The 17,466-nt window shown below is 40.1% G+C and carries 15 protein-coding genes and 1 pseudogene; 11 read left to right on the top strand and 5 right to left on the bottom strand.

What is annotated here, in order from left to right; translation table 11 throughout:
- Positions 1–162: 162 nt before the first annotated feature.
- Together C1A47_RS09040 and C1A47_RS09035 are read right to left on the bottom strand one after the other, a co-directional pair.
- On the bottom strand, positions 163–789 hold the full coding sequence (locus tag C1A47_RS09040; RefSeq protein WP_111894582.1) for a superoxide dismutase: 627 nt from the start codon (positions 787–789) through the stop codon (positions 163–165).
- A gap of 149 nt (positions 790–938) precedes the next feature.
- Positions 939–1,697, bottom strand: a complete 759-nt coding sequence (locus C1A47_RS09035; RefSeq protein WP_111894580.1) for a Nif3-like dinuclear metal center hexameric protein — start codon at positions 1,695–1,697, stop codon at positions 939–941.
- A 191-nt stretch (positions 1,698–1,888) separates the two neighbouring features.
- Between C1A47_RS09035 and C1A47_RS09030 the strand changes: the two genes are divergently transcribed.
- Entirely contained in the window at positions 1,889–3,070 is a 1,182-nt protein-coding gene (locus C1A47_RS09030; RefSeq protein WP_111894889.1) for a S1C family serine protease, read from the top strand.
- A 60-nt stretch (positions 3,071–3,130) separates the two neighbouring features.
- Here the strand turns inward: C1A47_RS09030 and C1A47_RS09025 are convergent, their stop codons facing one another.
- Positions 3,131–4,078, bottom strand: a complete 948-nt coding sequence (locus C1A47_RS09025; RefSeq protein ID WP_111894578.1) for a Tim44 domain-containing protein — start codon at positions 4,076–4,078, stop codon at positions 3,131–3,133.
- Between the two features lie 159 nt (positions 4,079–4,237).
- Complete coding sequence (gene radA / locus C1A47_RS09020; RefSeq protein ID WP_111894576.1) at positions 4,238–5,632, bottom strand: DNA repair protein RadA; 1,395 nt, start codon at positions 5,630–5,632, stop codon at positions 4,238–4,240.
- 236 nt (positions 5,633–5,868) lie between these two features.
- Here radA and C1A47_RS09015 point away from each other — a divergent pair, with 236 nt between their 5' ends.
- From C1A47_RS09015 to xerC, 8 genes are all read left to right on the top strand, one after another.
- Positions 5,869–7,281: an amino acid permease gene (locus tag C1A47_RS09015; protein WP_111894574.1), complete on the top strand. Its 1,413-nt coding sequence runs from the start codon at positions 5,869–5,871 to the stop codon at positions 7,279–7,281.
- Between the two features lie 853 nt (positions 7,282–8,134).
- The gene (locus tag C1A47_RS09010; protein ID WP_111894572.1) at positions 8,135–9,631 is read left to right on the top strand and encodes an alanine/glycine:cation symporter family protein; all 1,497 of its coding nucleotides are present in this window, start codon (positions 8,135–8,137) and stop codon (positions 9,629–9,631) included.
- 271 nt (positions 9,632–9,902) lie between these two features.
- Complete coding sequence (locus C1A47_RS09005) at positions 9,903–11,312, top strand: amino acid permease (protein ID WP_111894570.1); 1,410 nt, start codon at positions 9,903–9,905, stop codon at positions 11,310–11,312.
- A gap of 102 nt (positions 11,313–11,414) precedes the next feature.
- Entirely contained in the window at positions 11,415–11,621 is a 207-nt protein-coding gene (lptM, locus tag C1A47_RS09000) for an LPS translocon maturation chaperone LptM (RefSeq protein ID WP_111894568.1), read from the top strand.
- A gap of 15 nt (positions 11,622–11,636) precedes the next feature.
- Complete coding sequence (gene lysA, locus C1A47_RS08995) at positions 11,637–12,887, top strand: diaminopimelate decarboxylase (protein ID WP_111894566.1); 1,251 nt, start codon at positions 11,637–11,639, stop codon at positions 12,885–12,887.
- Between the two features lie 4 nt (positions 12,888–12,891).
- Entirely contained in the window at positions 12,892–13,737 is an 846-nt protein-coding gene (dapF, locus tag C1A47_RS08990) for a diaminopimelate epimerase (RefSeq protein WP_111894564.1), read from the top strand.
- 260 nt (positions 13,738–13,997) lie between these two features.
- The gene (locus tag C1A47_RS08985; RefSeq protein WP_227539762.1) at positions 13,998–14,801 is read left to right on the top strand and encodes an enhanced serine sensitivity protein SseB C-terminal domain-containing protein; all 804 of its coding nucleotides are present in this window, start codon (positions 13,998–14,000) and stop codon (positions 14,799–14,801) included.
- Positions 14,802–14,819: 18 nt separating this feature from the next.
- Positions 14,820–15,731, top strand: coding sequence for a tyrosine recombinase XerC (xerC, locus tag C1A47_RS08980; RefSeq protein ID WP_111894560.1), 912 nt, complete (start codon positions 14,820–14,822; stop codon positions 15,729–15,731).
- A gap of 3 nt (positions 15,732–15,734) precedes the next feature.
- Here the strand turns inward: xerC and C1A47_RS08975 are convergent, their stop codons facing one another.
- Positions 15,735–16,229 carry an Lrp/AsnC family transcriptional regulator gene (locus C1A47_RS08975; protein ID WP_111894558.1) on the bottom strand — a complete coding sequence of 165 codons (495 nt, stop codon included), beginning with the start codon at positions 16,227–16,229 and terminating at the stop codon, positions 15,735–15,737.
- A gap of 114 nt (positions 16,230–16,343) precedes the next feature.
- Between C1A47_RS08975 and C1A47_RS08970 the strand changes: the two genes are divergently transcribed.
- Together C1A47_RS08970 and C1A47_RS08965 are read left to right on the top strand one after the other, a co-directional pair.
- Positions 16,344–16,949: a LysE family translocator gene (locus C1A47_RS08970; protein ID WP_111894556.1), complete on the top strand. Its 606-nt coding sequence runs from the start codon at positions 16,344–16,346 to the stop codon at positions 16,947–16,949.
- 415 nt (positions 16,950–17,364) lie between these two features.
- A pseudogene (locus C1A47_RS08965) lies at positions 17,365–17,466 on the top strand (electron transfer flavoprotein subunit beta/FixA family protein); the annotation flags it as partial.

Genomic DNA, 17,466 nt, shown 5'->3' with positions numbered 1-17,466 from the left:
AAGCGCATTCTATGGATTACTGACAGTGAGGTCAAGTCAAAAATCAAAAATAAATTTATTTGTTGGATTAATAATCATTTTTCTGTTTGGAAACCAAGATGGTGAGTATTTGAAGCATAAAAAAGGCGTCATCTGACGCCTTTTTTTAAGTTTTATAAAAACTTATTTTTCTACGCCTGCAGCTTCACCAGCAAGTTTCGCATTTGCATAATCCCAGTTTACTAGGCTTTCTAGGAAAGTAGAGATGTATTTAGGACGAGCATTGCGGTAGTCGATGTAGTAAGCATGTTCCCAAACATCGATTGTTAATACAGCAACTTGACTGTGTGCAAGTGGAGTGTCTGCATTTGAAGTTTTTACGATAGAAAGATCGCCATTTACTTTGTCTGCAACCAACCAAGCCCAGCCAGAACCGAACTGAGTTGTTGCTGCAGCAGCAAATTGTTCAGCAAATTGTTCGTAAGAACCAAATGCAGCATCGATTTTTGCAGCGATTGCGCCAGTAGGTTTACCACCACCGTTTGGTGCAATAGAGTTCCAGTAGAATGTGTGGTTCCAAACTTGAGCAGCGTTATTGAAAACACCTGCTTTAGATGCATCGCCAGCGCTTGCAAGGATGATTTCTTCTAAAGATTTACCTTCAAGGTCAGTGCCTTTGATGAGGTTGTTCAGGTTAGTCACATAAGTTTGGTGATGCTTGTCGTGATGGAATTCTAAAGTCTCTTTTGAGATATGTGGTTCAAGCGCATCATATGCGTATGGTAATGCTGGTAAAGTAATGGTTGTCATCTTTCGTTCCTTGCATGAGCTGGGTTGGAAAATTTTGTGTCACTAGTTTAATGTATTTTTCAACAAAAAACGTGGTTGATAAACAATGAAATACAATATACGTGCAGTTTTCTCGAATGACAATTCTTTCAATCTGATTTAGATATCATTTAAATTGGATTGTGCTGTTCGTAATAAATTGTCTCAATGCCAAACTGTTTTGCTAATGCTTGAGCAAGTCGTTGTACGCCATAGCGTTCAGTCGCATGATGGCCACAAGCAAAGTAGTGTACTCCTAGCTCACGCGCTTCATAAAAAGTACGCTCACTGACTTCACCAGAAATGTAGGCATCACAGCCTTGTTCTGCTGCTTGAGTAATAAAGTCTTGTGCTGCGCCAGTACAAAAACCAACTTTTTGAATCGTGCTGTTATGTGCAGGTAGATGAGTAATATCGCGGGCAAAAACTTCAGAAAGTTGCTGTTTAAAGGCTTCGGCTGAAATCGGTTGTTCTAGAAAGCCAATATTCCCAATTGGATGACGATCACTTGGATCAAGTGGCTGAATATTTTTCAGTTGTAGAAGTTCTGCAATCGCAGCATTATTCCCCAAACTTGGATGTGCATCTAAAGGTAAATGATAGCCTAACAATGAAATATCATGCTGAATCAGCTTTTTAATACGTGTACCGCGCATGCCAGTGATGGGTGCAGGTTCACCTTTCCAAAAATAACCATGATGTACCAACAACAGATCAGCTTCTGCTTCGATTGCTGCTTCAATTGCATCTAAAGATGCTGTTACAGCACAAAGTATTTTTTTAACCTCAGATTTCCCTTCGATTTGTAAGCCATTTGGAGCGTAATCTTTAAACTCTGCTACAAGCAAAGTCTGCTCACACCACTGTAAAATCTCCTGTAAATGCGCCATAAAATTCCTCATTTTATCAAATTGGTTCGCTTAAAATCGCTGCTTTTGTTGTGAAGCCGATCACGGATATTGTAACTAAAGCTAGACAAAACCTTGTGAACTTTTTGGATTTTCTTAGGTGTTTCACTTTACAATGTTATTTCAAATTTTTTTGATTGATGAAAGAAAATACCCGATTAGAGGATGATAACGTGCGCAAAACCGTGACATGGTTGCCATGGATTTTACTTGTTTTAGTGATTTTAGGTTTTACAGTTTGGCAGAAGTTGCAACACCCGAAAGCTGTTGTGGCATCCGATGGCGTAGAAATGCCAATGGAGAAGCAACAAACATTGGTTGAACATGACCAGACTGGTGCTGTGCAATCATATAGTAGTGCAGTGAAAGTTGCAGCACCTGCTGTTGTGAATATTTTTACGACGCAAAAGGTGAATCGCAGCGACAATGCTTTGTTGAATGATCCTGTATTTCGTGAGTTTTTTGGTGACCGCACCCCTGAACAATTGAATAAAAATGAAAACAGTCTGGGTTCTGGGGTTATTGTTCGTTCAGATGGTTATATTCTGACAAATAATCATGTAATTGCTCAGGCAGATCACATTATTGTGGGTTTAAAAGATGGTCGCCGTGCCGAGGCAAAGGTGGTGGGTACTGATCCTGATACAGACTTGGCGGTCATTAAAATTAACCTGCAAGACTTACCTGTTGTGCCATTTAAACTGAGTGGTAATGAAGTTGGAGATGTGGTTCTTGCAATTGGTAATCCTTTTGGTGTCGGGCAAACGGTGACACAAGGGATTATTTCAGCCACAGGTCGTTCCGATTTAGGGATTAACACTTACGAAGACTTTATTCAAACAGATGCGGCGATTAACCCGGGCAATTCGGGGGGTGCGCTGATTGATGTTGCTGGGAATCTGGTGGGTATTAACACCGCAATTTTCTCACAATCGGGTGGTTCTCTTGGAATTGGCTTTGCTATTCCAGCCAAAATTTGTCAGCAAGTCTTTGATGCAATTCTGAAAGATGGTCGTGTGATTCGTGGCTGGCTGGGGATTAGCTTAATGCCACCAAAACAAGATGCCGATTGGCAATCTTCTAATGGTAATACAGGGGTGACTGTTGCTGGTGTTTTAGCAGATGGCCCAGCTGCGAATGCAGGTGTGCATATTGGCGACAAAATTTTAAAAGTGAATCAGCATGATATTACCTCAGCCGCACATTTAATTAACTATGTTGCCTTGCAAGCACCGAATAGCACCATTCATTTGGCAATTGATCGGGAAGGTAAGCCTTTAGATTTGGCTGTGAAAGTGGGTGAGCGCAAGTTGAAAAATACCAGTGCACAATATATTCCCTTACCAAAACGCTAAATCATCTAGACATAAAAAAATCAGTTGCAAGCAACTGATTTTTTTTATTGTAAGTGGAAATTAATTTTCCACTTGAATACCTGCAACTAACCAATCTTGCTGAGATCCAGCTGGTTTTACAAAGTGCCAAACTTCGGTAAATGGTTGAGGGAGACTATTTAGGTCTTCTGAAACTGTACCTGTGAAGCGGACACTGACAATGTATTGACCATTTTCAGTTGCTGAACCAGCAATCATAGCATTGAGGTTGCTAAACTCTGCAACATCCTGATCACGATTGGCCATGATGTCTTGATACATTGAGTTATAGAGGTCAGGTGTTAGATAGCGACGAATTTCTTCAACATTGCTCGCACTGTTGACAGATTGAATGTGGTTGAAGCGTTGACGGGCAATACGTAAGAACGCTGCAGGTTCGCTACCATCTGGAAGCTGGTTGCCACTATTGGTAAAAGCACCACCATAACCTTGGTTGTTATTGGTAGAGCCACCAACATTTTGACCAAAAATGTTGGTGCTGTCATTGCTTGGTCGTGGTTGTTGGGTAAATGGTGCAGAACCTTGGTTTGCAGCGTATGGATTAGTCGCTGCCGATTTTTTAGCACTCATTTTACGGAAAATGAAGAAACCAATACCTGCAAGTAAAATCAGCCAGATCCAGCCTGGAATACCTGATTTTTGTGGCGCTTGAGCTTGCTGTGGATGACTAGCAGCATTGCTATTATTGTTGTCATTTGCCAAAGCATGTGTCGCTAATGCACCAACAGCAGCACCAGCAGCGCCAGCAGCAACCATTTTACCAAGGTTTGAACCTGATTTTTGCTGTTGCGGTACTGGTGATGTCTGGTAAGAAGATGGTGTTTGATGTTGATAAGACTGACTTGGTGTAACAGAGCGCGACATGCCATGGCTGCGACCGCCACCAGCACGTTTCGCCTCAACTAAAGGTGAAACCACCAATGTTGCCATTAAAATACCAGCAACTAAGCCACGTTGGCGTACGTTCATTGATTGTTCCTATATAAATACAGATTTTGCTCTGCATTTATGCAGCTAATTCGACTGAATTTCAAGAGCAAACACGTAACTTTCATTCAGTTGAATTGTGTGAGTTGTGAATCAAATATAAAAAAGATATTTATAGCTAGAAAGTCTTAAACTTAACAATTACGCCAGTTCTTCGCTTAATTGCATTGCTTCATTCAGTGCCTCATGTAAACGCGCTACAGCAATCACTTGCACACCTGCAATCGGTTTTTGCGGCGCATTACCACGTGGCACAATGACATGTTTAAAGCCATGCTTTATGGCTTCTTTTAAGCGTTCCTGACCATTTGGAACTGGCCGAATTTCACCAGACAAACCCACTTCACCAAAAACAGCCAGTTGTTGTGGAAAAGCTTTACCACGTAAACTTGAAGCACATGCCAAGAGTACAGCGAGATCTGAACCTGTTTCTGTAATTTTTAAACCACCAACAATGTTGACGTAGACATCTTGCCCAGTGGTTTGAACTCCTCCATGTCGATGCATCACAGCCAGTAGCATATTTAAACGGTTTTGCTCCAAACCCAATGCAACTCGGCGTGGTTGTCCTTGAGCATCATCAACTAACGCTTGGACTTCAACCAGTAGAGGGCGAGTGCCTTCGCGACTGATCATGACAATAGAGCCAGGAATCGCTTCGTCATAACGGCTGAGAAAAATTGCTGAAGGATTGGCGACCTCACGTAGGCCTTTGTCTGTCATGCCGAAAACCCCCAGCTCATTGACCGCACCAAAACGGTTTTTGACAGCACGAATCATTCGGTAGCGTGAATCGGATTGACCTTCAAAATACAGAACACAATCCACCATATGTTCAAGTACCCGAGGGCCAGCTAAAGCACCTTCTTTTGTTACATGACCAACAATAAATAAAGCCGTACCACTATTTTTGGCAAATCGGGTGAGTAATGCTGCCGACTCTCGGATTTGCGACACACCACCAGGTGCAGATTGTAACGTCTCGGTATATAAAGTCTGAATGGAATCCAGAATCGCGACAGCAGGGCGTTGTTGCGCTAGGACTTCACAAATGCGTTCTACACAAGTTTCAGCCATCACTTTGAGGTGGTCGGTCGGCAATTCTAGGCGCTGGGCACGTAAGGCGACTTGGGAGAGTGATTCTTCACCTGTGACATAGAGTGCAGAGCTTTTTTGACTGGCCATGTGTGTGGCTGTTTGTAGCAGGATGGTTGATTTCCCGATACCAGGGTCACCGCCAATTAAAACAACAGAACCAGTTACCAGTCCTCCACCTAAAACACGATCAAACTCACTAATTCCTGTTGCCAGTCGTGTTTCATTGGAAATTGATACTTGGTTGAGTGTGGTGACTTGTGCATGTTGCCCAGCATAGCCACCAGAGAAGGATTGGGCTTTTGCGCGATGAGTAACGCTAGGTTCAATGCGGACTTCGACTAAACTATTCCATTCGCCACATTCAGAGCATTGTCCTGCCCATTTGGAATGATCTGCTCCACATTGCTCACAGCGATAGACGGTTTTTACTTTACTCATGATTTAGCGCTTTTTTCTATAACAAATCTATTTTAAGGTAACTTTAACATTAGCATGTTCATCTGCCAAAAACACCAAGGGTTATAAAATTGAGCTTACTTGAGCTCATGTTTTTTAAAAAGGTGTTTTGATCGGCATATCAATTGTACTGTATGTCGTTTTTTTAAGCTTTAAACATTAAAGTTGGAATGTTAATTGCTTTTCGTTGCAAGCAACTCTGTTATGGATAATCATCAATGAGTTTTAACGAGCTAAATGATATTAACGCACCTGACGATTCGATTCATGAATTACAACGTAATTTACACAATCGTCATTTGCAGTTAATTGCTATTGGGGGTGCCATTGGCACTGGTTTGTTCATGGGGTCGGGTAAAACCATCTCATTGGCAGGCCCATCTATTTTATTAATTTATTTTATTATTGGTATTATGGTTTTCTTCCTAATGCGTGCATTAGGTGAACTTCTCCTGTCTAACTTAAACTATAAATCTTTCGTGGATATGACCTATGATTTAATTGGTCCTAAAGCGGGGTTTTATGTGGGTTGGACCTATTGGGTTGGCTGGGTGCTTACGGGTATGGCCGATCTAACTGCAGTAATTAACTATCTGACATTCTGGCTCCCACCAGATATGCAGTTTACTCCTGCGGGACAGGCATTGATTAGTGCGGGCTGTGTACTATTATTGATGCTCCTTAACTTGCTTACAGTACGTTTGTTTGGGGAAACAGAGTTCTGGTTTGCAATTGTTAAAATTGTCGCAATTATTGCCTTGATCTGTGCTGGTGCATTCATGATTTTCACTCATTACCAATCACCAAATGGTGATGTGGCATCATTGAGTAATATCTGGTCACACGGGGGGATTTTCCCGAAAGGAGCGGAAGGCTTCTTGGCAGGCTTCCAGATCGCAATCTTTGCATTTATTGGTGTGGAACTTGTCGGAACTTCAGCTGCTGAAGCGAAAGATCCGCAGATTAACTTACCAAAAGCAGTCAATGCGATTCCTGTACGTGTAATTTTATTCTACGTATTGTCTTTGACTGTTGTAATGTCTGTAATTCCTTGGAACCATGTGATTCCAAACAAGAGCCCGTTTGTTGAATTGTTCTTGATGGCAGGTATTCCAACTGCAGCAATCATGATGAACCTTGTTGTTCTATCTTCAGTGATGTCATCAATGAATAGTGGTATTTTCTCAACAAGCCGTATGCTTTATGGTCTAGCTAAAGATGGCCAAGCACCACAGACATTAGGTAAATTGTCAAAAAGTGCTGTTCCTGCAAATGGTTTGCTATTTTCATGTGCATGTATTATGGGTGGTGCGGTACTTCAGTTCTTCGTACCAGACACGATTACTGCATTTACTTTAGCAACAACGTTATCTGTAATTCTATTTGTATCAGTATGGATCATCATCATGGTGAACTATATTTGCTACCGTAAAAAACGCCCAGAATTGCATGAGAAATCGACATTTAAAATGCCTGGTGGTGTCTTTATGTCGTATTTAGTGATTGCATTCTTTATCTTTACAATTGGTATTTTGGTGCTTGAACCAGATACTCGCCAATCCTTGATGATCAGCCCTCTTTGGCTATTGATTTTGGCAATTGGCTATATGTTTAAGAAAAAGAAAGCGTAATTTATGAGCTCAACTTAAGCCCTCTGTAAAGAGGGCTTAAGCTTTTATGGGGTGGGTAAAAACTTGATTGAACTAATTTGGTTCAAAATATGTTAAATTGCACTAAAATGATTCGTAAAAATAAATCATTAAAAGATCTGTTATTTTTCACATTAATAATTTTTGAATATTTGAACTTGTTTGGTGCATTATTGAGCATGTGTTCTTATCCTTTAGATCATTGATTATTTTGAGTAAATTGAGTGATTGCTTTTATGGGGTTTTGATATTTATTTGTATTTATTAGGTTTTTTAGTTATATATTTTTAATTATGCTGGGTAATGAAGCTAGTTTTTATGATGAGCGGTCAGTTTTATCGCTCATACTTTTGAAAATTTCATGTATTTCTATATGTTGAAGAGTAAATGTCTTAAGTGTGTATTTGCACATATATTGTGCACTTTTAGTTGATTCTGAAAGTAATTATGAGAAAAAGTATGAATGAGTATCTTTTAAGAGGCATGATTTTAACTTTACTCATTAAAAAAACAATAATAGACTAAAATCGAAATTTTTACGTTGATCACAAATAAATATAAAAAGTTTAGTTCTGGAATGAACACGATAGATATAAAAGGAAGTAGGAGGAAATATATTTATAGGGACTATATCTTATGATGAGAAAATACATGTAAAAATTTGGTGAAAATATTTTTGATGATTTAGTGAAATATAAACGAATTTGATTTTTATATGTATTTGGAACTTGGGTTTCTTTTTTAAAATTTTAAACAAATGGCATGGATATTGCTGATTTAGTGGATAAAGAAAATATGTTGCTACATATCTTCAAAATAAGGAAGGGGTAATTTTATGAATGCAGCAGAAATTGTTGATTGGGTAAATGGGGTTGTTTGGAGTAAAGCACTCATTTATTTATGTTTGGGTGCGGGTGTATTTTTTTCAATTCTTACTCGTTTTGTACAAGTTAGACATGTGAAAGAAATGATCCGACTTTTATTTAATGGATCGTCTTCAGCACAAGGGATTTCATCCTTTCAGGCTTTAGCTGTTTCATTATCGGGACGTGTCGGTGTAGGTAATATTGCAGGTGTTGCTGCTGCAATTGGTTTTGGTGGCCCTGGTGCAGTATTTTGGATGTGGGCAGTTGCGTTTTTAGGTGCAAGTACCGCATATGTTGAATCTACGTTAGGCCAAATTTATAAGGTTGAGTATCAAGGGCAGTACCGTGGGGGGCCTGCTTTTTACTTTGACCGTGGTTTAGGTCAGCGTTGGCTTGCAATTTTGTTCGCAATTGGTGCGATTGTCTCTTGTGGTTTGTTCTTACCAGGTGTTCAGGCGAACGCAGTCGGTAAAGCTGTGACTCAGATTACTGGTGAAGGCTCAATTGTTTTTGGTGATGTTGGTTTATACAAGTTATTTGCTTTAGCTTTCATTGTTATTTTGCTTGCGATCATTATTTTTGGTGGGATTAAACGTATTGCCCACTTTGCGGAATTTGTTGTTCCATTTATGGCTGCTGGCTATATTGCAATGGCTGTGATCATTGTGGGTGCAAATATCCATGAGTTACCTGGCATTATTAAATTAATCTTTAGTGATGCATTTACTCCGATGGCAGGCTTAGGCGCTGCAATTGGTTGGGGGGTAAAACGTGGTGTTTACTCAAACGAAGCAGGACAAGGCACAGGCCCACATGCAGCCGCAGCGGCAGAAGTACATCACCCTGCACAGCAAGGTTTTGTTCAAGCATTCTCAGTTTATATTGACACCTTATTTGTTTGTTCAGCGACAGCATTTATGATTCTGATCACAGGCAAATATAATGTTCAAGGCACTTTGGATGCAGGTCATTTTATTGTTCAAAATGTAGCAGCAGCGACAGAAATCGGTTCTCCTGCATTTACACAAATGGCAGTAAGTACCATGTTCGGTAGCTTTGGTGAATTGTTTGTTGCAGTCGCAGTATTCTTCTTTGCGTTCACAACAATTATTGCGTACTACTATATTGCTGAAACTAACATTACCTATTTAAGCTATATTACTAAAATGCCATCGCTATTATTTATCACTAAATGCTTCATTATGATTTCTGTTGCATATGGTGTTTTAAATGCGAGTGGTTATATTTGGGGTATCGGTGATATTGGTGTTGGATTAATGGCTTGGATTAACATTGTCGGTATTATCATTACCTACTTCTTATATAAGCCAACCATCAAAGCATTACGTGATTACGAAGCACAACAAAAAGCGGGTGTCAAAGATAATGAATATACTTTTGACCCTGTGAAATTGGGTATTCGTGGTGCGACTTTCTGGGAAGAGAAGTTGAAAAACAAAAAATAAAATCTGATGATTTTATAAAAAGGAGAGTGTTGATCACTCTCCTTTTTTTGTTTTGCACATTAAGAGTGCATTCAAGACAACTTTAGTTTGATTGTGCTTAAAGTTTCATGCTCGTATGATGGGCGCGATTTTGATGAAGTAACTTATTGATCAAAATACATTTGTTAGCTAAAAAATGATCAAAACCATAGTGCTTGGTAACTCCTAAGAATGTTCGATGATTTTGAAGTTAGCTAATAGACTCACCATCTATTAGGAGATATGAATCAAGATGTCGAATCTCAATGTAAATAAAACATCTGACACACCTGAATTAAGTAAAAGCTTATCTAACAGACACTTACAATTGATCGCCATAGGCGGTGCCATCGGTACAGGACTCTTCATGGGTTCAGGCAAAACCATTAGTCTTGCAGGGCCATCTATCTTATTTATTTATATGGTTATTGGATTGATGGTGTTTTTTGTGATGCGGGCTTTAGGCGAGTTGTTGCTTTCCAATTTAAGCTATAAGTCATTTATTGATTTCTCTACAGATTTAATTGGCCCTTGGGCGGGTTATTTTGTGGGCTGGACCTATTGGCTGTGCTGGATTACCATCGGGATTGCTGATTTATCGGCGATTATTAACTATTTACAGTTTTTTAATGGAGGTCAGCCATTTAGTCCTGCCGAAGGTGCGCTGATTTGTGTCGCTTCGATTTTCTTTATCATGGGATTGAATCTCGTGACTGTAAAACTTTTTGGTGAAATGGAGTTCTGGTTTTCTCTGGTCAAAATTATTGCGATTGTGGTGCTGATTGCGGTTGGGTTGTGGATGATCTTTACAGGATTTACCTCTCCAACAGGTGAAGTGGCTTCCTTTACCCATCTTTGGGCAAATGGCGGATTTTTCCCAACAGGAATGACAGGATTTTTGGCAGGTTTTCAGATTGCCATTTTTGCCTTTGTTGGTGTTGAACTGGTTGGTACAACCGCCGCAGAAACACATGATCCTGAGCGTAATTTACCCAAAGCCGTTAATTCGATTCCGATCCGTATCATCATTTTTTATGTTTTTGCACTCACCATTGTGATGTCTGTAACGCCGTGGGACAGAATTAATCCGAATGTCAGTCCATTTGTGAACTTGTTTAGTCATGCGGGGATTGCCGCTGCCGCAATTATTATGAATTTGGTGGTGCTATCTTCAGTCATGTCATCCATGAACAGTGGTGTATTCTCCACCAGTCGCATGCTATTTGGTTTGTCACGTGAAGGGCAAGGGCCAAAACTGTTTGGTAAATTAAGTCCTCGTTTGGTGCCTGCCAATGCGTTGTATTTTTCAGCATTTTGTTTGTTGGGTGGCGCTGCACTTCAATATTTTGTCCCGAATACCGTAGAAGCTTTTACACTTGCAACCACGTTATCAACTGTACTGTTTATTTGTGTTTGGTTGATCATTATTTGGAGTTACATCAATTACTATAAAACGCGTCCTGAATTACATCATCAGTCCAAGTTTAAGTTACCAGGTGGTTTGTGGACATGTTGGGCAGTGATTATCTTCTTTATCGGGATGATTTATGTTTTGTCTTTAGAGCCTGATACATTAAAAGCGCTCAAGGTTAGCCCAATCTGGTTCTTGATTTTGCTAATTGGATATTTGTTCTTTAGACCGAAGAAAGTGAGTAAACACTAGTAGTGAACGCCAGTTTTAAACTGGCGTTTTTTATTTAGAAATACTTTGGTCGGAACAGGGTTCAAGGTATACTGCTTTTCAGTTTATATACAGGTGATGTCTATGATGCGTCAAATGATTGCCGTAATCAGCTTGGTGGCTACAGGTCTAAGCTTGGTAGGTTGTGGTCAGGCGGGAGATTTACAGTTACCGAACGATCCAAACTTGGATACTCGTCCAAAATATCTGCTTTACCATCCGAAAGAACAGCCAAAAGCTGCATCTGAAGTCCATACATCAACATCTACACCATCTTCTGAAGTTCAGTAATTTTAAGGATTTATCATGAGTTTTACCCGTATCCAAGGGGTTTTGCATGCTGAACAATGTTCTTTGGAACAGCTTGCACAGCAATTTTCTACACCGCTTTATGTCTATTCAAAAGCAAGTTTTGAAAAGCATTATTTAGATCTTGATCAGGCATTTAGCTATATCGATCATCAAATTTGCTTTGCGGTGAAGTCAAACTCAAATTTAGCTGTGTTAAATGTTTTGGCAAAGTTGGGTGCGGGATTTGATATTGTCACGGGTGGTGAACTTGCACGTGTTTTGGCGGCAGGCGGTAATCCAAACAAGGTGGTCTTCTCAGGCTTGGGTAAATCTGAAGCAGATATTGAAACAGCATTGAATGTTGGTATTGCATGTTTCAATGTCGAATCTTATGCAGAACTTGACCGTATTGAAAAAGTGGCAGCACGTTTAGGCAAAAAAGCGCCGATTTCATTGCGTGTGAACCCAGATGTCGATGCGAAAACACATCCATATATTTCAACGGGTTTAAAAGAAAACAAGTTTGGTATTCCAAGTGACAGCGTATTTGAAACGTATCAATATGCACACAGCTTGCCGCATTTAGACATCGTGGGAATTGACTGTCATATTGGTTCGCAGTTGACTGAAACTCAGCCCTTTGTCGATGCACTGGATCGTATGATTCTGATGATCGGGCAACTCAAAGCGTTAGGCATTGAACTTAAACACATCGACATCGGTGGTGGTTTGGGTGTGACTTATAATGATGAAGTTCCACCAACAGCCGCAGAGTATGCCAATGCGATGCGTCCAGCCTTGGAAAAACTGGGTTTAAAAGTCTATATGGAGCCAGGTCGTAGCATTAGTGCCAATGCGGGTGTATTACTCACCAAAGTCGATTTGCTTAAACCAACCAATCACCGCAACTTTGCAATTGTTGATGCAGCCATGAATGACTTGATTCGTCCATCACTTTATCAAGCATGGATGGATATTCAGGCAGTAACGCCTCGTCAAGATACAGAAAGCAAAACATGGGATATTGTTGGTGCAATCTGTGAAACAGGTGATTTCTTAGGTAAAGACCGCGAGTTGGCACTGCAACAAAATGACACATTAGCGGTGTTAGGTGCAGGTGCATATGGCTTTGTCATGAGTTCAAACTATAACTCTCGTGGCCGTGCTGCTGAAGTTATGGTCGATGGTGACAAGGCATATTTAATTCGTGAACGTGAAAGCATAGAATCTCTATGGGAAAGAGAGCGTTTATTGCCTGAGGAGTAATTTGATGTTGTTAGAATTTACCAAAATGCATGGTCTGGGCAATGACTTTGTGGTGATTGATCTGATTCGTCAACGTGCCTATCTTGATGCGACCACCATTCAGCGAATGGCACATCGTCATTTTGGTATTGGCTTTGATCAGTTGTTGATTGTTGAACCACCTGATCTGCCAAATGTTGACTTTAAATACCGTATTTTCAATGCAGATGGTTCTGAAGTTGAACAATGTGGGAATGGCGTGCGTTGTTTTGCACGTTTCGTCCATGAGCAACAACTGACACATAAAACCAAAATCAAGGTGCAAACCAAAGCAGGTATTGTTGAGCCTGAACTTGGGCCAAATGGTTGGGTTCGCGTCAACATGGGTTATCCGAAGTTCTTGCCTCAAGAAATTCCATTTCTTGCTGAAGAACAAGAGGAACTGTATCGCCTTGACCTTGCCAATAATCAAAATATTTTGATTGATGTGGTGAATATGGGGAATCCCCATGCGGTTACGATTGTGCCTGATGTACTGACCGCTGATGTGGCTACGCTTGGCCCACAAATTGAATCGCATGTTCGTTTCCCTGAACGTGTTAATGCAGGCTTCATGCAAATCGTTGATGAAAAACATGCGCGTTTACGCGTGTTTGAACGTGGTGTAGGTGAAACTCTGGCTTGTGGTACAGGTGCATGTGCCGCAGCGGTCAGTGGTATGCGTCGTGGTTTGCTGGGCAATGAAGTTGAAATTCAACTTGCGGGTGGTTCATTGCATCTGGCGTGGCGTGAAGGTGATGTGGTTTGGATGACAGGTCCAACAGCCAATGTCTATGAAGGGCGTTTTGATTTGCGTTACTTCCAAGGCTAATCCATTTTGTGCCAAATCAGATGACGATGTGATTTGGCACAGTTATTATCTCAAACCCGTATTTAAATTATTCTGATCACAAGAAATCGAATCATTATTTTAAATAGACTTGTTTCATAGTTGCGTACACTCTCTTTATTTTTCCCTCTAAGATTATTGTTGATCTTAATTTAATCAACTTGATTCTGCCGTGGAAGTTTTTCATACTGTCGACAACAACAAAAAATCCAACCATTGAGCGTGGAGTTATGTCAAATTACATGTCTGAACAGCAACTTGAACAATTGTTAGAAAAAGCGGCCAAAGAACCAGCCTATCGTCCAGAATTTTTACAACAACTATTAATTGGGCATATTTACTGCTTAGGGGTTACAGGTCAAAATACTGATCCGATGCAGACAACACAAATTCATCTCAAAGCAGGAGATGAAATTCAGTTACAGAAATGGACGAAAGCTGATGGAAGTGAAGCTCTACCTTTCTTTTTATCTTTAGATACCTTGCAGAAATCGATCGAAGAAGAACATTCGTATTTATATCTTCCGACACAGCAATTTTTTGAAATGACGATGGGAGATACATTGGTGTTAAATCCTATGTCACCGTATGGCAAGGAATTTAGCCCAAATGAAATCCGCCAGTTACTGCAAATCGATGCGGGGCAGGTTGAAAGCTATGAAGTTGAACAGGATACGGAAGTATTGCTTGGACAGCCTGCTGAATATCCCTATAAAATGGTGACGCAGTTACAAAAATTTTTGCAGACCAAACCGCAAGTTCAAGCTGCCTATTTGGCGTTAATGCATAATCCACAACGTGATGCCGAGCCAACGTTAATTATTGGACTTCAGCTTGACGCTCCACAATCTTTGGATCAACTGATTCAGCAAACGGGTCAGGTCGCATTTGATAGTCTAGATCAACCCAGTCTTGTTGATTTAACAATTATTGATGATCAGCAAATGGATGGTTTGAGCCGTTATATGCGTGAAGAAACAACACCATTTTATCAGCGCGAACAGCCTGAAAAACGGCGTGGTATTTTAACTCGGTTTTTTTCTTAATTTATTTGGGTCGATTTCATGGATATGTTTGAATTGCTTCATATATGGCTGAATTCTCGTAAAATTCAGCAGCAATCCGAGCATACCTTGTCCGCTTATGAGCGAGATGTTCGTGATTTTCTCAACTTTTGTCTACGAAAGCGCCTAGATTTAGATAATATTGCGGCTTCCGATTTACGTGAGTATCTTGCTGAAAAAGTAGAACGGCAACAACTGGCGACCAGTAGTTTGCAGCGAACTTTAAGTGCGATTCGCCAGTTTATGCAGTGGGTTGAGCATCAAAATAAAATTGCCCAAAATCCCGCTCAAGACTTTCGTTTGAAACGACAACCCCGACCATTACCAGGCATGCTAGATGTCGAAACCATTTTACAAATTTTAGAACAGCCTGCACCTGAAAAACCTGTAGAGCAACAATTGTGGTTACGCGATAAAGCAATGTTGGAACTACTTTACTCTAGTGGTTTGCGTCTTGCTGAGTTGCAGAGTCTAAATGTACAAGATCTGGATTTTGAACGGCTGCTGGTTCGTGTTACAGGTAAGGGAGACAAAACACGAATTATTCCTTTTGGGCAAAAAGCAAAACACAGTTTACAACGCTGGTTGCAAATGGCTGCCATCTGGATGGGGCAAACCCTACAAATGGAGGATGCTGTTTTTATTTCTCAACGGGGAAAGCGCTTAACACCACGTCAGATTGAAAATCGGGTAAAAGTGCAATCGCAACGTGCAGGGGTAAATGCGGATTTGCATCCACACTTACTGCGCCATTGTTTTGCAAGTCATTTGCTTTCTGCAAGTGGGGATTTACGAGGCATTCAGGAAATGCTGGGTCACAGTAATTTGAATACCACACAAATTTATACCCATATTGATTTTGATCACTTGGCACAAATTTATGATCAGGCGCATCCACGTGCACAAAAGTAAAACTTAGTATTCATCTAAAGGCAGTTGATAGCTTTGTTTAATAAACTGGCTAGGTAAATCTGTTTTGACACTGGTAATGCCATTTTTTTTGGTGAGGTGGCTCGACTGAAATTTACGGTAACTTTCGAGGTCAGGCACCACAACTTTCAGCATGGCATCGCACTCGCCTAGAATAATGTAGCATTCCATGACTTGTGGTAACTCTTTCATGGCTTCAATAAAACAGTCAATGGTCTCGGCATCTTGACCGATCAGCCAAATTCGTGAAAACAAAATTAAAGAGAATCCAACCTTTTGTGGATCAACCAAGGTGGTATAGCCACGAATCACACCTGCTTCTTCAAGCAACTTCACGCGCCGTAAACAAGATGACGGAGAGAGTCCTACCGCTTTGGCCAGATCGTTATTTTGAATACGCCCATTTTTTTGCAAATTCAAAATAATATTTTTATCGATACGATCAAGCTTTATTGAAACTGATTTATTAATTTGTTTCATAAATTAGAATTTAATTCGAAAAATTAATTTAATTATAGAATATTTGCAATCCTATTTGATGGGTTTTTCTCAATAATAGCACTACTTTATTAGTTGCTGATTAAGGCAAAAGCGATGTCTGATTTTACTCTCTTTGCAATCACCGTCATTCCACTGGTTTTAACCCCTGGGCCTGATATGTTGTTTGTGCTTTCGCAAGCGATGGGAAAAGATTTTAAGTCAGGCATGATGGCGACATTTGGCGTATGTTCTGGATATTTAGTCCATTCTGTTCTTGTTGCACTTGGAATTTCCGCAATTATTGTGTCTTATCCAGTGCTATTTAATGCGATTCGTTTCTTTGGGATCGCCTATTTGATTTATATTTCGATTCAATTGTTTCGTTCGGCATTCAATAGTAAAGGAATTCGTTTGCAGGCAACACAAACGCCTAATCCAATTCGTAAAGGCTTTGTGACCTCATTATTGAACCCTAAAGTCATGCTGATTTATTTTGCAATCTTGCCGCAATTTATGCATAGCAAAGGTAATCCAGTGGTTGAGGGATTGCTCTTGTCCTTGATTTTTATTGGTTCATGTGTGGTGGTGTATCTTTCGTTGTCATTTTTCGTGGCAAAAGCGACACAAAAAGCAGGCTTAGATCAAAGCAAACAAAAATGGGTCGATGCAACTTCAGCAAGTATGATTATGCTTGCTGCAACATGGTTAATTGCAAATTAACGCTATCTTGAAGCTTTCTCCTGCCAGCATTTTGCTGGCATTTTTTATGAAGAGGTATGTTGTATTTATGACAACGCAATCAAATTTCTTTATCGTCTCTATTATCAATAGATGTGGATATTTCTGATGTTAATCATGAGTAAAACTAATAATTTAATAGAAAATGACTCATAAGTTTTATTTTTTAAATCATTGTTTTTTATTTTAAAAATAAATAAAAACTAGGGTAGAATACCCCGCGCTGCACTTTTCTTTGAACTGGTCAATTCACGTTTTTCAAGCAAAATCAGGCTTTGTCAAAAAATTGTGACTTGACCGAAATGCCAAACGCATTGCAAGATAGGCAACGAAAACGAATTTCTGAAAAGTATCGCACTTTTCTCCTTGATCATTGGATAATACAGCCGAGGAATACATGAAGGCTCTTGTTGCTGTCAAACGTGTGGTAGATGCCAACGTTAAAGTTCGCGTTAAGCCGGACAATAGTGGTGTTGATTTAACCAACGTAAAAATGTCA

The sequence above is a fragment of the Acinetobacter sp. MB5 genome (assembly GCF_003261585.1).
Taxonomy (GTDB): Bacteria; Pseudomonadota; Gammaproteobacteria; order Pseudomonadales; family Moraxellaceae; genus Acinetobacter.
This window is presented reverse-complemented; position numbering and strand designations above follow the sequence as displayed.